This is a genomic window from Halobellus sp. MBLA0158, assembly GCF_041477585.1.
Classification (GTDB): Archaea; Halobacteriota; Halobacteria; order Halobacteriales; family Haloferacaceae; genus Haloquadratum; species Haloquadratum rubicundus.
On sequence record NZ_JBGNYA010000001.1, the window covers coordinates 2,556,895 to 2,573,079 of the forward strand.

Consider the following 16,185-nt stretch of genomic DNA (forward strand, 5'->3'; position numbering starts at 1 on the left):
TCCGGTCGTTGCGAGCAGCCGACACGGCGGTTTCGCTCGGCCCGCGTCGACGTGTCGGGCAACCGCTGCTCGACGCGGGGCAGACCTCAGCGCACGGGGTGGCTGGTCCCGGTCTCGAACATAAACCTTCGGCGCCGGAGAGCGAACGTCGTCGAACGGACAGAACCCACTTACCCGTGCGGGCCAAGCCGTATACGATGGCGACCACCGGGCGCGACCTGCTCCGACGCCTCGCCGAGGAGGGACGCGGGCCCGAGAGCGAACGCGGCGACGCGGCCGAGTCCTCGGACGGAGTCGAACTGGACTTCGATCCCGACGCGGTCGAGATCGGCGACGGGGACGTCCTCGGCCGGCTGGAGCCCGCGGTGCGGGAGTGGTGGGTCGATCAGTTCGGCCCCTACGTCGCGCAGAACGGCGGCTTCTTCACGCCGCCGCAGCGCGAGGCGATCCCGCTCGTCGACGAGGGGACGAACGCCCTGGTCTGTGCGCCCACGGGGTCGGGCAAGACGCTCGCGTCGTTCACCGCGATCTTGAACGACCTCTTCCGGCGGGGCCGCGAGCGCGAGGACGGCCTCGACAACTCCGTGTACTGCCTGTACATCTCGCCGCTGAAGTCGCTCGCGAACGACATTCACCGCAATCTCACCGTGCCGCTGGAGGGGGTCCGCGAGCGGATGGAAGCGAAGGGCGGCGACGTCGAGGTCAGACACGCGATCCGCCACGGCGACACCGACTCCGCGGCGCGCCAGCGGATGCTGGAGGAGACGCCGCACATCCTCAACACGACGCCGGAGACGCTCGCGATCCTGCTCAACGCGCCCAAGTTCAGGGAGAAACTCAGGACTGTCGAGTACGTGATCGTCGACGAGATCCACAGCCTCGCGGAGAACAAGCGCGGGACGCACCTGTCGGTCTCCCTGGAACGGCTGGAGGACCTCGCGGACGCGTCGCCGACGCGGATCGGCTGTTCGGCGACGGTCGAGCCGCTCTCGACGATGGCGGAGTACCTCGTCGGGCGCGACGACCGGGGCGTCGTGCGGGACCACGAGATCGTCGACACGCGCTTCGTCCGCGACTTCGACCTCCGCCTGGAGTGTCCGACCGACGACCTGATCCACACGCCGCGCGCGGAGATCCAGTCGGGGTTCTACGACCGGCTGCACGAGCTCATTTGTGATCACGAGAACACCCTCGTGTTCACGAACACGCGCTCGGGCGCCGAGCGGGTGCTGGAGAACCTCCGCGAGCGCTTCGACGCCTACGACGACGCGAACTCCGGCTGCCACCACGGGAGCCTCTCGAAGGAGAAGCGCCAGGCGGTCGAGGAGGGGCTGAAGTCCGGCTCGCTCGACGTCGTGACGACCTCGACGAGCCTGGAGTTGGGAATCGATATGCCGCACCTCGATCTCGTGGTCCAGGTCGGCTCGCCCAAGTCGGTCGCGGCGCTCCTCCAGCGCGTCGGCCGCGCGGGCCACAGCCTCGGCCAGACCGTCGAGGGGCGCGTGCTGGCGCTCGACCGCGACGAGCTCGTCGAGTGCGCGGTGATGCTGCGGAAGGCGGAATCTGGCTTCGTCGACCGCGTGTTCGTCCCCGAGAAGCCCCACGACGTCGCCGCCCAGCACGTCTACGGGATGGCGATCAACGCCGTCCGGCGCGAGGCCGACGTCCTCGCGACGCTTCGGCGGGCGTATCCGTACCGGAACTACACGGACGACGACTGGGAGCGGCTCTGTCGGTACCTCACCGCCGACTATCAGGGACTTGAGGACAAGAACGTCTACGCGAAGATCTGGCGCGACACCAACGACCCGCCCGCGGGCGAGCACCACTACGAGGAGTTCGACGTCGGCGAGCCGCTCGTCGGCAAGCGCGGCCGGATGGCCCGCGTCATCTACATGACGAACATCGGGACGATCCCGGATTCGTTCACCTGCGAGGTGCGGCTCAGGGAGAGCGACGAGTGGGTCGGCACCCTCGACGAGGACTACCTCGACACCCTAGAGAAGGGCGACGTCTTCGTCCTCGGCGGCGACCGCTTCGCCTACCGCTACCGACGCGGGTCGAAGGTCTACGTCGACCGGACGACCGCACAGCCGACGGTGCCGTCGTGGTTCTCCGAGCGCCTGCCCCTCTCGTACGACCTCGGACGCGAGATCGCCGCGTTCCAGGGCGCCCTCCTGGAACGGCTCCGCGCCGGTGGCTCCCCCGCGGTCCGCGAGTGGCTCCGCGAGTTCCCGATCGACGAGAACGCCGTCCGCGCGATCGCCCGCCTGTTCGACGAACAGCGCCGCTACGCCGGCGAGGAGAGCGTCGCCACCGACGGGCGGCTCGTCGTCGAGGAGGAACTCGACCGGCAGGACTACCGCCGGCACTTCTACGTCCACTCGACGTACGGCCGGCGGTTCAACGACGGCCTCTCCCGTCTCGTGGCCGCGAGGTGCGCCAACAGGGCGAACGCGAACGTCCAGATCGCCGTCGCCGACAACGGCTTTTCGCTGTCGATGCCGCTCAACAGGAAGGTTGACGTCGAGGCCGTCATCCGCGACCTCGATCCCGACGCCGTCCGGGCGGAGCTGCGTGACGCCATCGACGGTACCGACCTCCTGAAGCGGTACTTCCGCATCGACGCGACGCGCTCGCTGATGATTCTCAAGCGCTACAAGGGCTACGAGAAGTCCGCGGCCGAACAGCAGGTCTCCGCGGAGATGCTGCTGTCGTTCGCCGACGACTTGGAGGATTTCGCGGTGATGGAAGAGACCTACCGCGAGATCATCGAGGACAAGCTCAACGTCGCCGCGATCGAGGAGGTCCTCCGCGACGTCCGGGCAGGGAACATCGAGGTGTCGTCGATCAGCGTCGACTCGCCCACGCCGCGGGCGTTCGGGCTGGCGACGCTGCTCGCGAGCGACGTCGTCCTCGCCGAAGACGAGAGCGCGGTCCTCCAGGAGTTCCACGCGCGTGTGCAGGCCGAAATCGGCGAGGAATCGGAGGGAGACGAAGCCGCCACACCCGCGGACGCCCCGGCCTCATCGTCGCGCCCAGTCGAGTAGGCGCGCATAGAACGGCTCCGACCCGAGGGCGTCGGCGTCGCCGACGAGCGCGAGCGCCTTCTTCGCGCGGGTGAGCGCGACGTTCACCCGCCGGTAGTCCTCGAAGAGCGGGCCCTCAAGCGAACCGGTCGCGACGAACGAGACCACGATCACCTCCTTGGCCGACCCCTGGAAGCGATCGACGGTGTCGACGGTGACGTCCGTCCGCTTCGATATCTCGGCGACCTGGGCGCGGAAGGGCGCGATGACGCCGACGTCCCCGGAGTCGACGCCCGCATCGACGTAGGCGTCGACGATCTCGGCCACGCGATCCGCCTCGGTGGGGTTGGTGTTGCCGACGCCGTCGCCGTCGGGATCGACGAACGCGACCGGGTCGCGGAGTGCGGGCGGGAGGTCCGCCTCGTCGACGCCGAGGTCAGAGAGCCGCTGTGCCGCGACCGCGCCGTTCGCCGGGCGGAGCGCGCCGTCGTAGAACTCGGTGGAAGAAAAGGCCTGGATGCGCTGGGCCATCCGGTACTGGCGGTCCAGCAGGACCGACGCCTCCGGGTGAGCCTCGATGAGGCGCTCGAACAGCGAGGTTTGGAGGTCGCTACCGTTGCCGACTCCCCCGCCGTCGCCCTCGTCGGACCCGCTGGATCCGCCGGACCCGCTCGCGCCGCCGGATCCCCCCGACTGCACGACCGGCGGGAGCTGCTGGTGGTCGCCGACGAGCACGAACCGGTCGGCGCGGTTCACGGCCGCGAGCGTCCCCGGCTCGGTGAGCTGGGACGCCTCGTCGACGAGCGCGACGTCGAAGTCCTGCTCGCGCAGCACTCGCGACCCGCAGGCGGCCGTCGTCGCGGCCACGACCGGCGCCTCCCGGAGCGCCGCCGCGCGCTCGTTCGGCTCGCCGCCGCGTTCGAGCCGCACGTCCAGCATATCCTCGCGGACGCCGTTTTCGGTGCCCACGCGGACGACGTCGCCGACGCCGGCGTCGCGGACGGCTTCGAGGGCGTTGTCGACCGCGCGGTTCGTGAACGCCGACAGGAGGACGCGCTCGCCCGACTCGACGAGCGTGCGGACGATCCGCGCGATGGTGTGGGTCTTTCCCGTCCCCGGCGGCCCGTGGACGAGCGCGAAGTCCTCGGCGTCGACCGCGCGGCGGACGGCCCCGTCCTGGGCCTCGTTGTTATCGACGTAGGTGCCGGGCGCCCCCGATCGGTCCGCGAACGCGGGCTCGCGCCGCCCGAAGAGCACGTCTTTCATCTCCGGATCGCCCTTCAGCACGAAGTCGTGGAGCGCGGTGAGCATCCGGTCGACGCCGATCTCGGAGGGGTAGACGTCGAGCCGGCGGACCGAAAGCGGCTCGTCGGCGCGGACGACGACCTCCTCGCCCATCTCCCGGATCCGACAGAGTTCGGCGTATCCCGAGACGGGATCGCCGTCGCTGGCGAGGGCGACGTCGCCCTCGCGGAGCTTCGAGACGGCGCCGCCCGGCTTCCGCGCCCGGAGCTCCCACCGGCCGTCGTCGAGTTCGGTTCTCCCGAGCGGTTCGAGGCCGATCAGCGCCCGGTCGTCGTCGGCACGCTCTTCGGCGGACTGCTCCCAGAGCTTTCGATATTCGGCGTGGACCGCGCGGCGCTCGGCCTCGATCGCCTCGTAGAATCGCTCGAAGTACTCGCGCTCCTCGGCGGGCACGGCACTGCCGATCTGACCCGCCTTCGACTCCTGGTCCAGGCGGCCGGAGACGACCATACACGCGTCCTGCTCGAAGCAGTACTCGCATTTCGCGTCGGCCTCGTAGCCCGTCGGGACCGAGGCGTCGTACTCCATCGCGGCGATCTCGTTTCGCGTTCGGACGACGAAGTCGAGTAGGCCGTCGCCGATCGAGAACTCCTTGGCCGGCGAGAGGTCGCCGCTCTCCTCGTGGCGCTCCAGGGCCGTGTTCTTCGTGTACAGGAGCGTTCCCGTGTCGGCGGGGACGCCGCGTTCGGCCAAAATGAGCGCGTAGGCGGCCGCCTGGATCTTGTCGTGGAAGCGCGGCTCCCGCTTCGTGTTCTTCCCCGTCTTGAGTTCGACCGGCATCCCCCGGCGCAGGGCGTCCGCGCGGCCCTTGATCCCGAACGTGGGCGAGATGAGCGTGTACTCCGAGCGCCAGGCGTCCTCCTCGGTGAGCGTGCCCTGGGCGAGCCAGCCTTCGATCGCCGCGGCGTTCCGCCGGACCTCGTCGCGGACCTCGTCGGCGTCGCGGCCGAGCAGGCCGAGTTCGAGGCCCGCCTCGCCGACGCGCTCGTCGATCGCAGAGTCCAGGTCGCGGTCGCGCAGGAGGTCGCCGAACACCTCGTGGACGATCGTCCCCTTGACGACCGGATAGTTGAGCGGAATCCCCGAGAGCTTGTTCAGGTAGTACATCCGCGGGCACTGGACCCACGAGCGGATGTCCGTCACGTCGACGAGGAACCCGGGTTCGAGGACGACGCGCGAGTCGCCGGTCGTCCCGTAGGTCGTCTCCCCGCGGAACTCCGAGGGCTCGACGTCCGTCGCCAGCAGTTCCATCCCGGGCGCGGCGTGCTCGGCCGTCTCGGTCCACTTGCCCCAGAGCGTGAGCCGGACGACGTCGCGGTCGATGCCCTCGGCCGACTCCTCGCCCGCGGCGTTCGCGGTCCCGGAGCCGTCCGCCGTCCGCAGCGTCACCTCCGCGAGCGACCGCGTTCCGTAGGAGGTCTCGACCTCGCGCTCGTCACCCACGTCGACGAGTCGACCGCGCAGTTGCACGTGGCGTACCTGCGGGTCGCGGGGTAAGACGCTATCGGTCGGCAGGAAACGATGACGAAGTCGGACGACTGCGGCGGGGCGTCAGCCCTGATCCGTCGGCTACCGGCGTCCGCGTCCGGGACCGGGGTTCGGCAGGAACTCCGCCCACCACCGCAGGAGGAACCAAAGCAGCGCGCTCCCGAGCGCGAGTCCGCCGACGACTCCCGCCGCGACGATCGGCAGCGACCCGCCGGCCTGGAGCGCGATCAGTCCGCCGGAGGCCGCCACGAGCCCCACGAAGCCGAGCTTGAGCCGTCGGCTGGCGAGGTCGCGCTCGGCGTCGGACATACTGGGGCCGACCATCTCAGATCGCCTCCACGGGCCGTTCGAGGGTCGCCGTCGGCGCCATCACTGGAACCCGCGGCCGACGCCGTCCTCCTCCACGAGGTCGTCGAGGTCCTTCGAGAGCAGTTCCTCGGCGTCTTCGAACTCCTCTTGCAGTCGGTCGAGGCGGTCCGGTCGCCCGTCGAACTCGTAGTCCATCGGGCCGAACGCCGGGCTGTCGAGCGCGTCCATCACGTCCTCGAAGAAGTCCTCGGGGCCGGTCGGCGCCTCGGCGTGGACCTTCACGGTCTCCTCGAGGCGCTTTGCCATCGTCTCGGCGTGGTCTTCGTCCTCGGGCGGCGACTGGACGGCGAACCGCCCCGCCTCGTCGCGGTCCTGGGTGGGAAGCAGGGGTTCGAGGTCCTCGTCGATCCGCCGGGCGACGCGTCCGCCGACGCCGCGGAGCTCGGTCGGGTTCTTCGTGTACGTCTTCAGCGCGTACACGCCGGCGTCGGGGTGCCCGAGGTAGAGGTCCTCGCCGAGGCCGCCGCGGCGGTCGCCGGCGACCGCCCGCCAGCCGTCGGGGTCGACGTCGGCGTCGGTCACGTCCGCGAGGATGTCCTGCCAGTCTCTGACGCGCATACTGTGTCTTCGGCCCCCCGCAGAAAGAGTATGACGATTACGGCTGGTGCGGTCGGTGTCGGGGGCCAATTCGCGACAGTTTATTGCCCAAAGCGACGGAACGTACCAGCGATGGCGTCTACCAGCCACGACCCGAGCGAGGAACTGGCCACCGCGATCGGCCGGTACGTCCTGGGAGATCTCTCACTCGGACGGGCGGCCGAGGAAGCGGGGCTCTCTCGCTGGGAGTTCGAGGAGGTGCTCCGTGACGCCGGCTTCGCCGCGCTGTACGGTCCTCGAACGGAAGAGCAGTTACAGGCCGAACTCGACGCCGCGCACGATCTCGGAGAGTAGATGGGAGATCGGTATCCGCTGCCCGTCTTTCTCGATGCGACCGTCGTCAGCAACTTTGCGAGCACGGACGCGATCGGTTTCCTCGTCGCGGTGCTCGGTTCGCCGCTCGTCGTACCGGCAGTCCGCGAGGAGATCGAGCGCGGTCAGAACCTCGGCCACGAGTATCTCGCGTCTGCTGTCGAGGCGTTCGACGACGAGGGAATCGGAGTCGCGGACCCACCGGACGGATCCGTCGAAAGAGGCCTACGAAACCGACTCGACGCCGGAGAGGCAGAAACCTTGCGTGCCGCGGCCGAGCGCGGCGGGACAATCGCGACAGACGATCTCGCTGCTCGCCGCCTGGCCGGGGAGCTTTCGATTCCGGTAGTCGGGTCGATCGGTCTCCTCGTCGTCGGCGTCGAGCGGGGTGAGATCACTCGGGAGACGGCGGACGCCTGGCTCGAAACGTGGCGCGAGGAACGGGGATACTACGCGCCGGTAGAACGCATCGGCGACGTCCTCGACGGCGACGGATAGTACGCGGTTCTCCTGCCGCCTCGCGATCTCACGAATCGACGCGCGCGAGCCACCGCGCCGGCGTGTCGAGTTCCTCGTCGGTCGGCAGATTCTCGGGGCGGTCCCAGACGGCCGCGGCGGCCGCGACACCCCGCCGGTCGGCGACGGTCTCGAAGAAAGACGCCCCGCGCTCGTACTGCCGGCGCTTCAGGCCGAGGCCGAGCAGGCGTCGCATCAGGCGCGTGAGCGGACTGCCGCCGCGCCGTCGGGCGTCCAGCTTCGCCCGGAGGTCGGCGTACTCCGCGTCGAAGGCGCGGTCCATCAACAGCTCGGCGTAGCCCTCGACGGCGGTCATCGCGACGTCCAGGTCGTGGAACGCCTCCCGGTCGAAGCCGCCGCTCGCGAGGGTCTCCAGGCCGTCTTCCAGCCGCGATTCGAGGTGTTCGGAGAGCCACGGCGCGGCGCCGAACTCCGCGGCGTGGGTGACCTCGTGGAAGGCGATCCACCGGCGGAACCGCGGGTAGTCGACGTCGAGATCCGCCGCGGCGGCGACGATGTTGGGGTGGACGAAGTAGAGGCCGTGGGCCTCGTCGTCGCCCTCCGCGAGCAGGAGCGGGTCGTACTGGCCGAGGACGTGCGAGCCGAGAAACGAGAGGACGAGCGCCATCGACCCGGTGTTTACCACCCGGGTCGCGTTCGGGAAGGCGACGCTCACTTCCGTCTCGATCGGCCGCATCACCCGGCGGAAGGTCGCGACGTTGGCATCGATCCAGTGGTGGCGGTTCTGGACCTCGATCGTCTCCGGGACGTCGAAGTCGAGACCGCCGACCGAGCGGAGTCGCTCGCGGGCGTCGCGGACGTCCGCGGCGTAGCCCTCCCGCTCCGCGTCGGAGAGATCGAGCCCGCCGGGGTCGGTCGCGCCCTTCGCGGCCGTCCCGACGGCGTCCCAGTCGATCCGGCCGCTGCCGTCGCCGTCGCCCGCGTTCGCGACCGCCCGCACGCTCCGAAAGAGATCCATACCGACTCGAAGGGTCGGGCGCGCAAAACCCTTGTTCCGGTCGCCGAGCGCATTCGTAATCATCTTCTAGTATGTATTTAATACCGAGTGTCGCGTGTCGGTCCTATGGCACGAACGTTCCGTGCGGCGGCGACGGTGACGGTGGAACGGGACATCGAGGACGTCTTCGCCTACCTCGCGGCGGTCACGACGATGGACGACTGGGTGAAGGGAGTCTCGGAGACCCGACACACGGGCGGGACGCCGGGCGAAGTCGGGGCGACCTACGCGTACCGGTACCGGTCGGCCGGGACGACCCGATCGATGGAGATGACAGTCGAAGCGGTCGAGCGGCCCACCAGGCTCGTGATCGGCGTCCCCGACGGCTCGCTGGCGTTCACGAGCGAGATCACGCTCGAGGCGGTCGACGGGGGCACTCGCGTCACCAACGCCATCGACGCGACGGTCACGGGCCGCGGGCTCGCGCTGCTTACCGCCGTCGCGCCGCCGCTGGTCCGCTGGCTCGCGACGCGCGAGATGACGGGCGAACTCGAACAGCTGAAGTCGAACCTGGAGGACGAGGAGATCGCCGTCGCCGACGACCGCCGGCGGCGGGAGTCGACGGCCGCGGCCTGATAGTGATTACTCTCACTTGTTGCCGCCGAACGCCACCCTCGGTGACAGCGTTCGGCGGGAAGAGACGAGAGTAATCACGATGAGTATTCAAACGGCGCAGTTGTTCGGTCCCAGTTCCAGTTCCTCGCCCTCGTCGGGCTCCAGCTCGAAGACGCCGCGGTTGGCGTCGATGATCGTCCGGTAGTTCGCCGGTTGGTCGCTCCCAGCGTCGGCGACCCGCTCGACGAACGCCTCGCGGTCGAGCGAGAACAGCTCCAGGTCCGCGCGGAGATCTCCGAGCCGGCCGGCGACGACGTCGCCCGGACGTCCGACGGCGAACGTCCCGTCGGCACCGACCGAGACGTGGCCGGGGAGCACCACCACGTCGTCGGCGAGGTCGCCGTAGCGCTCGTGAATCGTCTCGTAGAGCATCTCCGCGCCGGTCTCGGCGCCCTCCTCGCCGAACTCCAGTTCGGTCCGACCGACCGACTCGACGAAGAGCGTATCCCCCGAGAGGAGGTACTCGCCGTCGACGAGGAGGCTCACGTGCTCGGTCGTGTGGCCGGGCGCCGCGCGGACCGCGACGTCGACGCTTCCGACCGAGAGCGTCTCGCCGTCGGAGATCGGATGGAAGTCGTACTTCAGATCGCGGGCGGTCGCGTCGGCGCTCAGGTAGTACGGGACCGAGAGCCGCTCGGCCAGGTCGCGGCCGCCCGAGAGGTGGTCCGCGTGGACGTGGGTGTCGAGGACGCCCGTAACCACGAGGCCGGCGTCGGCCGCGACGAGTTCGTGCTCGTGGTGCTGGCGCGTTGGGTCGACGACGAGCGCCTCCCGGGCCGCGGCGTCGCCGACGACGTAGCCAAGACAGCCCTTCGCCCGGCGCTGGATCTGCGCGAGGAACAGGTCCCCGTCGGTCTCAACCTCGACGACGTCGTAGAGCTTGCTCCAGTCCACCATTCCGCCCTTGACGACGCTGACGTTCTCGTAGCCCCGCCTCGACAGCTCGAAGCCGAAGGCGGTCGACGCGAGGCCCCGGGCGCAGACGACCGCCACCGGCTGGCCGTCGACGACGGCCGCGACGTCGTCCCAGGTGAAGCCCGCGCCGAGGCCGTCAACGGGATGGTACGGGACGTTCACCGCGCCGGAGACGTGCCACGCCTCGAAGCTGTCGGGCGGCCGCGTGTCGACGACGGTGAGGGGCTCGTCGGCGTCGATCGCCCTCGCGAGGTCGTCGACGGTGCGCTGAGCGAGGAGGTCCGGCATACCAACCGATAGGCGCCGGCGGCGAATAAAGCTCGTTGCCGTGGCCGCGTGGCGACTCCGCCGGCGAGTCGTCGCTCGGAGAGCGTCGAGCCGCGCGAGTCACTCCGCGTCGAGCCGGTTCTCCAGACGCCTGATGCGGATCGCGAGCGCGAGGACCGCGCCGAGGATCGTCAGCCCGACGGCCGCGGCCGCGGCGAAGTCGTGGGCGGGAACGTTGTGATTGCCCGCGTTGACGAGCCGCGGCCCGAAGTAGGTGTGGTGGTAGTCGCCCACGATGGGGACGAAGTAGTCCACCAGGTCGTTGAAACTGAACCAGAGTGTGGCGACGCTGACCGCCGGGACCGTGAACTCGGCGTACCGGTAGACCACGAGCGCTTGGATCCCCATCCCGAAGTGGCTGACGAGCAGGAACCAGTGGTACGGGTCGCCGGTGGTGAGCACGTCGTTGATCGCGAGCTGGACGAACACCACCCAGAAGCCGTACTTCAGGTTCCCGAGGAACGCCAGCGCGTGGATCCAGTCGCGGTTCCGCCCGACCTTCCACGAGACGAGGCTCGCGGCCATACACAGCGTCGCCAGCGGGCTGTCGGCCACGGCGGGCCAGATCACGAGCCGGCTGTTCATCAGCTGGAAGCGGTAGTGCCAGAATCCGAAGACGGCCCCGGCGAGATTGACGGCGACGATCACCCAGACGAGCCGGAGCGCCAGCTCTTCGAGCCGCTCGGGCAGCGGCGCCAGGTACGCCGGGAGGTCGTGGGCAGCCGATCGTGAAGTCATCGTGTGTCGCGGAGGCTCGCCCGCCACTACTGAGTCGGTCCGGTAAAGTGCGTCGACACCGTCGCGGATTGCATTGTCCGTCCCGGAAGTCTGTCCCGACGGCCGCACGGCTCCGGATGCGGTCCTCTGTGGTTCCAGCGCGACGGGTCCGAAGCGTCGAAGCGCCGGATCGACTGACGCGAGTACGCGAGTGAAAGCAGCGAAATCCGGTTAGATCTCGTCCTCGAAGTCTTCGAGGGCGTAGACCGTGTCGCTACCGCGGCGGTCGAGCGTCTCGTTGGCGAGCAGCCAGTAGACGACCGACAGCGCGCGTCGACCCTTGTTGTTCGTGGGAACGACGAGGTCGACGTTGCTCGTCTGGTTGTTGGAGTCGCACATCGCGATGACCGGGATGCCGACCGTGATGGCCTCCTTGACCGCCTGCGCGTCGCCGATCGGGTCGGTGACGACGACCACGTCGGGCTCGATGTAGCCGTCGTAGTCGGGGTTGGTGAGGGTGCCCGGGATGAAGCGGCCGGTGCGGGCGCGCGCGCCGACCGCGTCGGCGAACTTCGTCGCCGGGAAGCGGCCGTACTGGCGCGAGCTCGTGACCAGGATCTGCTCGGGGTCGTAGTTCGCGAGGAAGTCCGCGGCCGTCCGGATCCGCGAGTCGGTCTGGCTGACGTCCAGCACGTACAGCCCGTCGTCGCGGACGCGGTGGATGAACCGCTCCATGTCCTCGGTCTTCTGCTGGGTCCCGATGTGGACCCCCGCCGAGAGGTAGTCCTCGACGGGGATGAGGAGGTCCGCCTCCTCGTCGGGCATCACGTCCTCGTCGAACGTGGGCTCTGTCTCTGCCTCGTCCGCCTCGTCGGCGGCCGCGCTCTCGTCGGCGTCGGCCTCCGCGTCGGCGGTCTCGGCGACCGGTTCGGTCGGCTCGGCGTCGGCCTCGGTCGTCTCGACGTCCGCGTCGGCCGCGTCGGCCTCGGGCTCGTCGACGACTTCGACCGCGTCGTTGTCGTTGTCTGTCATACTGCGTCGTCCGCGATGCGGATGAGTTCGTTGAGTTTGGCGGTTCGCTCGCCGCCCACCGTGCCGGTCTTGATGAAGCCGGCGTCGGTGGCGACGGCGAGGTGTGCGATCGTGGTGTCTTCGGTCTCGCCCGACCGGTGGGAGACGACCGTCTCGTAGCCGTTCTCGCGCGCCAGTTCGATCGCGTCGAAGGCGTCCGAGAGCGTCCCGATCTGGTTGGGCTTGATGAGGATCGAGTTGGCCGCGCCGGCGTCGATGCCGTCCCGCAGACGGCCGACGTTCGTCACGAAGAGGTCGTCGCCGCAGATCAGCGTCCGGTCGCCGACCCTGTCGGTCAGCTCGGCGAAGCCCTCGTAGTCGTCCTCGTCGAGGGGGTCCTCGACGTAGACGAGGTCGTACTCCGCGACCATCTCGGCGACGTAGTCGACCTGTTCGGCGGTCGACTTCACCTCGTCGCCGTAGACGTAGCCGCCCGCGTCCTCGTCGTAGAGCTCGGCGGCGGCCATATCCAGACCGAAGCGGATCTCGAAGCCGAGTTCCGACTCCGTGTCGGAGACGGCCTCGTCGACGACCTCGAAGGCCTCGGCGTCGGAGATCGGCGGCGCCCACGCGCCCTCGTCGCCCTTCGCGGCGGGGACACCCCGCTCGTCGAGGAGCTCGGAGATCCGCGCGTGGACGGCGGCGTTCGCGAACACCGCTTCGGAGACGCTCGGCGCGCCGACCGGCGCGGCGAGGAACTCCTGAATGTGGGTCGCCTCCTTGGCGTGCTCGCCGCCGCCGACGACGTTGCCGAGCGGCGTCGGGAATGACTCGCCGCGGAAGGTCCCGCCGAGGTGTTGGTACAGCGGCGCGCCGAGGACGTCGGCGCCGGCCTTCGCGGCAGCCATCGAGATGGCGACCGCGCTGTTGGCGCCGATCCCCGAGAAGTCGTCGGTGCCGTCTGCGGCGTGCAGTGCGGCGTCGACTTCCCGCTGATTGCCGGCGTGGGCGTCGCCGACCAGCCGGGGGATGGCGTGTTCGCGCGCTGCGGCGATGGCCTTCGCCGGATCGAGTTCGATGGCCTCGTACTCGCCGGTGGAGGCCCCGCTGGGGGCGGCGGCGCGGCCGAAGCCGCCGGACTCGGTCAGGACGTCGGCCTCGACGGTGGGGTTGCCCCGGGAGTCGAGGACGCGACGGAGCGCGACGTTCGCGATCAGCGTCATCTCACTCGCCCTCCCGGTTCACCGTGAAGGGGAGGACGCCGGCGTCGTACTCCTCGGCGGCGACCAGGATCGGTTCGGACTGGTCGGTGTCGACGAGCACGGGCGCCCCGTAGGACACCTGCAGGGCTCGCGCGCCGAGGATGCGGGCTTTCTCGTATCGGTTGTACTGGGTGCGTCCGCTCATCTTACTGGTAGGGGGCGACGACGTCGACGAGGTCCTTGTGCGAGACCATCATCCGCCGGCAGCAGTGGCGGTCGATCCCGAGATCGTCGAGCACCTCGGCCGGGTCTTCGTCTCCCTCGCGGGCGCGTTCCTTGAACTCGTCCCAGTGTTCGCCGATGACGTTACCGCACGTGAAACACCGGACGGGTATCATCATAGGTAGATCACCTCAGCGGTAGGACTTCTGGTAGCGCGCTCGGGCGCCCGGTCCGCCCCACTTCTTGGGCTCGGACTGGCGCACGTCGTTGACGAGCAGCGAGCGGTCGAAGTCCATATACGCGTCGCGGAGTTCGGCGTCGTTGAGATGCTGCACCAGCCCGCGGGCGATCGCCGTCCGCGCGGCGTCGGCCTGTCCGGCGAAGCCGCCGCCGGAGACGCTGACGTCGATGTCGACCTGCGAGCGGAGGTCCTCGCCGGCGATGCGGAACGGCTCCAGCATCTTCAGGCGGGCCATCTCCGGCTCGACCAGTTCGACCGGCTGGGAATCGATGCGGACGCGGCCCTCGCCGTCGCGCACGGTGGCGCGGGCGATGGCCGTCTTCTTCTTACCGGATGTGTTCGTTACCATGTGACTTTCGCCCCCAGGTTCTCGGAGATCTCTCCGAGCGAGAGGAACTTGATGTTCGAGAGTCGATCGAGCGTGGTGCCCTCGATGGCGTCGCCGTCCTCGTCGAACGGATTGCCGACGTAGACGCGGACGTTCGAGAGCGCCTCGCGGCCGCGGTCCTTGTCCGTCGGGAGCATCCCGCGGACCGAGCGCTTGAACATCCCGTCCGGGCGCGTCGGGTAGTGCGGCCCCCGGTCGGAGCCGACGTTCGCGCGCTTGCGGTAGGTGGACATCACGTCCTCCTCGGAGCCGGTGATCACGGCGTCCTCGGCGTTGACGATCGCGACCGTCTCGCCGTCGAGGGCGCGCTGGGCGACCTCGCTGGCGACGCGGCCGACGATGCAGTTCCGCGCGTCGACGACGACGTCTGCGTCGAACTCTGCGAGGCTCATCGAATCACCCGGACGTTGCTTCCTTCGGGGTTCTCCTCGATGGCGCGTTCGAGCGCCACCGTGTCCCCGACCTGTTCGATCTTCTTTCGCGCGGACGACGAGAAGTCGACCGCGGCGACTGTGACATTCTTCTGCAGCGCCCCGCTCCCCAGCACCTTGCCGGGGACGACGACGGTCTCGTCCTCGCGCGCGTACCGCTCGATGCGCCCGAGGTTGACCTCCGCGTGGGTGCGCCGTGGCTTCTCCAGGCGGTCTGCGACGTCCTGCCAGACATTGGCGCCGGACTCGCGGGAGACCGCCTTCAGCTCGGCGATGAGACTGTTGAGTCTCGGATTCGTCTTACTCATTGTCTACCTCCTGTGAAAAGATGGAGTGCGCCGCTCGACGGGTGCGTCGAGTCGAAAAGTGCAGGGAGCAGGATTTGAACCGCCGGGAGACGCACCGCGCCTCCCGAGGTTCAAATCTCCGTGCTGCACGCACAGCTCTCCCGTTCGGTCGAGCTGAGAAGTGCAGGGAGCAGGATTTGAACCTGCGGACCCCTATGGGACAGCGCCCTGAACGCTGCGCCGTTGGCCAGACTTGGCTATCCCTGCTCGCACTCCGATGTACTGCGTGTCCCTTCAAACCCCTTTCGGTCTGGCGACGCTCGTCGCCGACGGGCTCGGCGACCGTTGCCGTCGCTTGCGGCGCGGCGGGCGTGCGTCGGGTGGTGGGTGAAGGGACAGACATCGTGCTGTTAAATCGCGACTTTCTCTTCGAGCTCGGCCGCGCGGTCGCCGATCGACTCGGCGGCGCGCAGGACCAGTTCCTCGACGTCGAACGAGCCGTCGGTCTCCACGTGGAAGACGAAGGCCTCGGGGACGTCCGTGACCTCGACCTCCTTCCCCGGATACCGGTTCGTGAGGTCGTTGTCGAAGGCGTCGGTGGGAACGAGGTCGCCGTCGGTGGCGCCCTCGTCGGCCGCGTGTTCTGCGGCCCCTTCCTCGATGACGCCCCGGAGGATCTGCGGCTCCTGGGACTCGAACTCGCCGGCATCGCCGACGACCTCCACGCGCTGGAGGTGTCGGTAGCCGACGGAGACGCCGCCCTGGTGTTTGGCGTGCTCCTTGCCGGTGTCGAGCACCGCGTCGGCTTCGAGTTCGAGCCGCTGATTCTCCTTCAGCTCGACGATCGGGACGTTCTCGTCGGCGGGCTGGACGAGGCTGTCCGCGGACTGGAGGTCCCCGGAGTACGCCGTCGCCGGCCCCTCGACGTCGAGCGAGAGGGTGACGACGTCACCCTCCTCGAAGTCGTCGATCGGCGTCGTCAGCGGCACGAGCCCCAGTCGGAGGCCGATCATCTCGTCAAACATCACAGAGGAGTTCTCGACGAACCGGACGGTGTCGATACTAAACGTGGGCACGTCGGCGATCATCGCCCGGCGAATGCCGTTGGCGACCGCCGGCGACGCGCCGCGCACCAGGAAGCGAGCCTCCCGGTCGCCGCGTTCGATGAACTCGACCTCGAAATCCTTCGTCATCT

At 69.1% G+C, this 16,185-nt stretch carries 18 protein-coding genes and 1 tRNA gene; 4 read left to right on the forward strand and 15 right to left on the reverse strand.

The genetic code is table 11. From position 1 onward, the window contains the following. The first annotated feature begins 197 nt into the window (after positions 1 to 197). Complete coding sequence (locus OS889_RS12830) at positions 198 to 3,050, forward strand: ATP-dependent helicase (RefSeq protein WP_372390302.1); 2,853 nt, start codon at positions 198 to 200, stop codon at positions 3,048 to 3,050. On the opposite strand, the gene OS889_RS12835 is transcribed toward OS889_RS12830, so the two are convergent. The 3 genes from OS889_RS12835 to OS889_RS12845 all read right to left on the reverse strand — a co-directional run bounded on the left by OS889_RS12835 (position 3,027) and on the right by OS889_RS12845 (position 6,749). Next, positions 3,027 to 5,804 (reverse strand): AAA domain-containing protein, encoded by a 2,778-nt coding sequence (locus OS889_RS12835; RefSeq protein WP_372390304.1) that lies wholly within the window; start codon positions 5,802 to 5,804, stop codon positions 3,027 to 3,029. The genes OS889_RS12830 and OS889_RS12835 overlap by 24 nt on opposite strands. A 99-nt stretch (positions 5,805 to 5,903) precedes the next feature. Further along, positions 5,904 to 6,146, reverse strand: coding sequence for a DUF8527 family protein (locus OS889_RS12840; protein WP_372390306.1), 243 nt, complete (start codon positions 6,144 to 6,146; stop codon positions 5,904 to 5,906). 45 nt (positions 6,147 to 6,191) lie between these two features. Beyond that, entirely contained in the window at positions 6,192 to 6,749 is a 558-nt protein-coding gene (locus tag OS889_RS12845) for a hypothetical protein (RefSeq protein ID WP_372390309.1), read from the reverse strand. Between the two features lie 111 nt (positions 6,750 to 6,860). Between OS889_RS12845 and OS889_RS12850 the strand changes: the two genes are divergently transcribed. Next, positions 6,861 to 7,082, forward strand: a complete 222-nt coding sequence (locus tag OS889_RS12850) for a UPF0175 family protein (RefSeq protein ID WP_372390312.1) — start codon at positions 6,861 to 6,863, stop codon at positions 7,080 to 7,082. Further along, positions 7,083 to 7,598: a PIN domain-containing protein gene (locus tag OS889_RS12855; protein WP_372390314.1), complete on the forward strand. Its 516-nt coding sequence runs from the start codon at positions 7,083 to 7,085 to the stop codon at positions 7,596 to 7,598. Between the two features lie 28 nt (positions 7,599 to 7,626). Here OS889_RS12855 and OS889_RS12860 read toward each other — a convergent pair whose 3' ends face one another. After that, positions 7,627 to 8,595 (reverse strand): Rv3626c family coenzyme F420 biosynthesis-associated protein, encoded by a 969-nt coding sequence (locus tag OS889_RS12860; protein WP_372390316.1) that lies wholly within the window; start codon positions 8,593 to 8,595, stop codon positions 7,627 to 7,629. Positions 8,596 to 8,700: 105 nt separating this feature from the next. Here OS889_RS12860 and OS889_RS12865 point away from each other — a divergent pair, with 105 nt between their 5' ends. Further along, complete coding sequence (locus OS889_RS12865) at positions 8,701 to 9,210, forward strand: SRPBCC family protein (protein ID WP_372390318.1); 510 nt, start codon at positions 8,701 to 8,703, stop codon at positions 9,208 to 9,210. 87 nt (positions 9,211 to 9,297) lie between these two features. Here OS889_RS12865 and OS889_RS12870 read toward each other — a convergent pair whose 3' ends face one another. The 11 genes from OS889_RS12870 to OS889_RS12920 all read right to left on the reverse strand — a co-directional run bounded on the left by OS889_RS12870 (position 9,298) and on the right by OS889_RS12920 (position 16,183). Then, positions 9,298 to 10,452 (reverse strand): MBL fold metallo-hydrolase, encoded by a 1,155-nt coding sequence (locus OS889_RS12870; RefSeq protein WP_372390320.1) that lies wholly within the window; start codon positions 10,450 to 10,452, stop codon positions 9,298 to 9,300. Between the two features lie 99 nt (positions 10,453 to 10,551). After that, positions 10,552 to 11,229: a DUF1405 domain-containing protein gene (locus OS889_RS12875; RefSeq protein ID WP_372390322.1), complete on the reverse strand. Its 678-nt coding sequence runs from the start codon at positions 11,227 to 11,229 to the stop codon at positions 10,552 to 10,554. Between the two features lie 210 nt (positions 11,230 to 11,439). Continuing rightward, a complete protein-coding gene (gene rpsB / locus OS889_RS12880) occupies positions 11,440 to 12,240 on the reverse strand; it encodes a 30S ribosomal protein S2 (protein WP_372390324.1) in 801 nt (266 codons plus the stop codon). Beyond that, positions 12,237 to 13,442, reverse strand: a complete 1,206-nt coding sequence (gene eno, locus OS889_RS12885; protein ID WP_372390326.1) for a phosphopyruvate hydratase — start codon at positions 13,440 to 13,442, stop codon at positions 12,237 to 12,239. Before eno ends, rpsB begins: the two co-directional genes overlap by 4 nt. Before the next feature lies 1 nt (position 13,443). Next, positions 13,444 to 13,626 (reverse strand): DNA-directed RNA polymerase subunit K, encoded by a 183-nt coding sequence (locus OS889_RS12890; protein WP_372390328.1) that lies wholly within the window; start codon positions 13,624 to 13,626, stop codon positions 13,444 to 13,446. A gap of 1 nt (position 13,627) precedes the next feature. Then, positions 13,628 to 13,822 carry a DNA-directed RNA polymerase subunit N gene (locus OS889_RS12895; RefSeq protein WP_372390331.1) on the reverse strand — a complete coding sequence of 65 codons (195 nt, stop codon included), beginning with the start codon at positions 13,820 to 13,822 and terminating at the stop codon, positions 13,628 to 13,630. 12 nt (positions 13,823 to 13,834) lie between these two features. Beyond that, complete coding sequence (locus OS889_RS12900; RefSeq protein WP_121569323.1) at positions 13,835 to 14,233, reverse strand: 30S ribosomal protein S9; 399 nt, start codon at positions 14,231 to 14,233, stop codon at positions 13,835 to 13,837. After that, positions 14,227 to 14,664, reverse strand: coding sequence for a 50S ribosomal protein L13 (locus OS889_RS12905; protein WP_372390333.1), 438 nt, complete (start codon positions 14,662 to 14,664; stop codon positions 14,227 to 14,229). Before OS889_RS12905 ends, OS889_RS12900 begins: the two co-directional genes overlap by 7 nt. Continuing rightward, the gene (locus OS889_RS12910; RefSeq protein WP_372390335.1) at positions 14,661 to 15,011 is read right to left on the reverse strand and encodes a 50S ribosomal protein L18e; all 351 of its coding nucleotides are present in this window, start codon (positions 15,009 to 15,011) and stop codon (positions 14,661 to 14,663) included. The genes OS889_RS12905 and OS889_RS12910 overlap by 4 nt, the downstream gene beginning before the upstream one ends. Before the next feature lie 161 nt (positions 15,012 to 15,172). Further along, positions 15,173 to 15,257 (reverse strand) — tRNA-Leu (locus OS889_RS12915). A gap of 143 nt (positions 15,258 to 15,400) precedes the next feature. Continuing rightward, a complete protein-coding gene (locus OS889_RS12920) occupies positions 15,401 to 16,183 on the reverse strand; it encodes a DNA-directed RNA polymerase subunit D (protein ID WP_372390337.1) in 783 nt (260 codons plus the stop codon). Positions 16,184 to 16,185: the final 2 nt, after the last annotated feature.

What these genes read in the sequence shown, in the direction of transcription:
- OS889_RS12830 (WP_372390302.1), top strand. Translation starts at nt 198, where the DNA reads ATGGCGACCACCGGGCGCGACCTGCTCCGACGCCTCGCCGAGGAGGGA.
- OS889_RS12840 (WP_372390306.1), bottom strand. Translation starts at nt 6,146, where the DNA reads ATGGTCGGCCCCAGTATGTCCGACGCCGAGCGCGACCTCGCCAGCCGA.
- OS889_RS12845 (WP_372390309.1), bottom strand. Translation starts at nt 6,749, where the DNA reads ATGCGCGTCAGAGACTGGCAGGACATCCTCGCGGACGTGACCGACGCC.
- OS889_RS12850 (WP_372390312.1), top strand. Translation starts at nt 6,861, where the DNA reads ATGGCGTCTACCAGCCACGACCCGAGCGAGGAACTGGCCACCGCGATC.
- OS889_RS12855 (WP_372390314.1), top strand. Translation starts at nt 7,083, where the DNA reads ATGGGAGATCGGTATCCGCTGCCCGTCTTTCTCGATGCGACCGTCGTC.
- OS889_RS12860 (WP_372390316.1), bottom strand. Translation starts at nt 8,595, where the DNA reads ATGGATCTCTTTCGGAGCGTGCGGGCGGTCGCGAACGCGGGCGACGGC.
- OS889_RS12865 (WP_372390318.1), top strand. Translation starts at nt 8,701, where the DNA reads ATGGCACGAACGTTCCGTGCGGCGGCGACGGTGACGGTGGAACGGGAC.
- OS889_RS12870 (WP_372390320.1), bottom strand. Translation starts at nt 10,452, where the DNA reads ATGCCGGACCTCCTCGCTCAGCGCACCGTCGACGACCTCGCGAGGGCG.
- OS889_RS12875 (WP_372390322.1), bottom strand. Translation starts at nt 11,229, where the DNA reads ATGACTTCACGATCGGCTGCCCACGACCTCCCGGCGTACCTGGCGCCG.
- rpsB (WP_372390324.1), bottom strand. Translation starts at nt 12,240, where the DNA reads ATGACAGACAACGACAACGACGCGGTCGAAGTCGTCGACGAGCCCGAG.
- eno (WP_372390326.1), bottom strand. Translation starts at nt 13,442, where the DNA reads ATGACGCTGATCGCGAACGTCGCGCTCCGTCGCGTCCTCGACTCCCGG.
- OS889_RS12890 (WP_372390328.1), bottom strand. Translation starts at nt 13,626, where the DNA reads ATGAGCGGACGCACCCAGTACAACCGATACGAGAAAGCCCGCATCCTC.
- OS889_RS12895 (WP_372390331.1), bottom strand. Translation starts at nt 13,822, where the DNA reads ATGATGATACCCGTCCGGTGTTTCACGTGCGGTAACGTCATCGGCGAA.
- OS889_RS12900 (WP_121569323.1), bottom strand. Translation starts at nt 14,233, where the DNA reads ATGGTAACGAACACATCCGGTAAGAAGAAGACGGCCATCGCCCGCGCC.
- OS889_RS12905 (WP_372390333.1), bottom strand. Translation starts at nt 14,664, where the DNA reads ATGAGCCTCGCAGAGTTCGACGCAGACGTCGTCGTCGACGCGCGGAAC.
- OS889_RS12910 (WP_372390335.1), bottom strand. Translation starts at nt 15,011, where the DNA reads ATGAGTAAGACGAATCCGAGACTCAACAGTCTCATCGCCGAGCTGAAG.
- OS889_RS12920 (WP_372390337.1), bottom strand. Translation starts at nt 16,183, where the DNA reads ATGACGAAGGATTTCGAGGTCGAGTTCATCGAACGCGGCGACCGGGAG.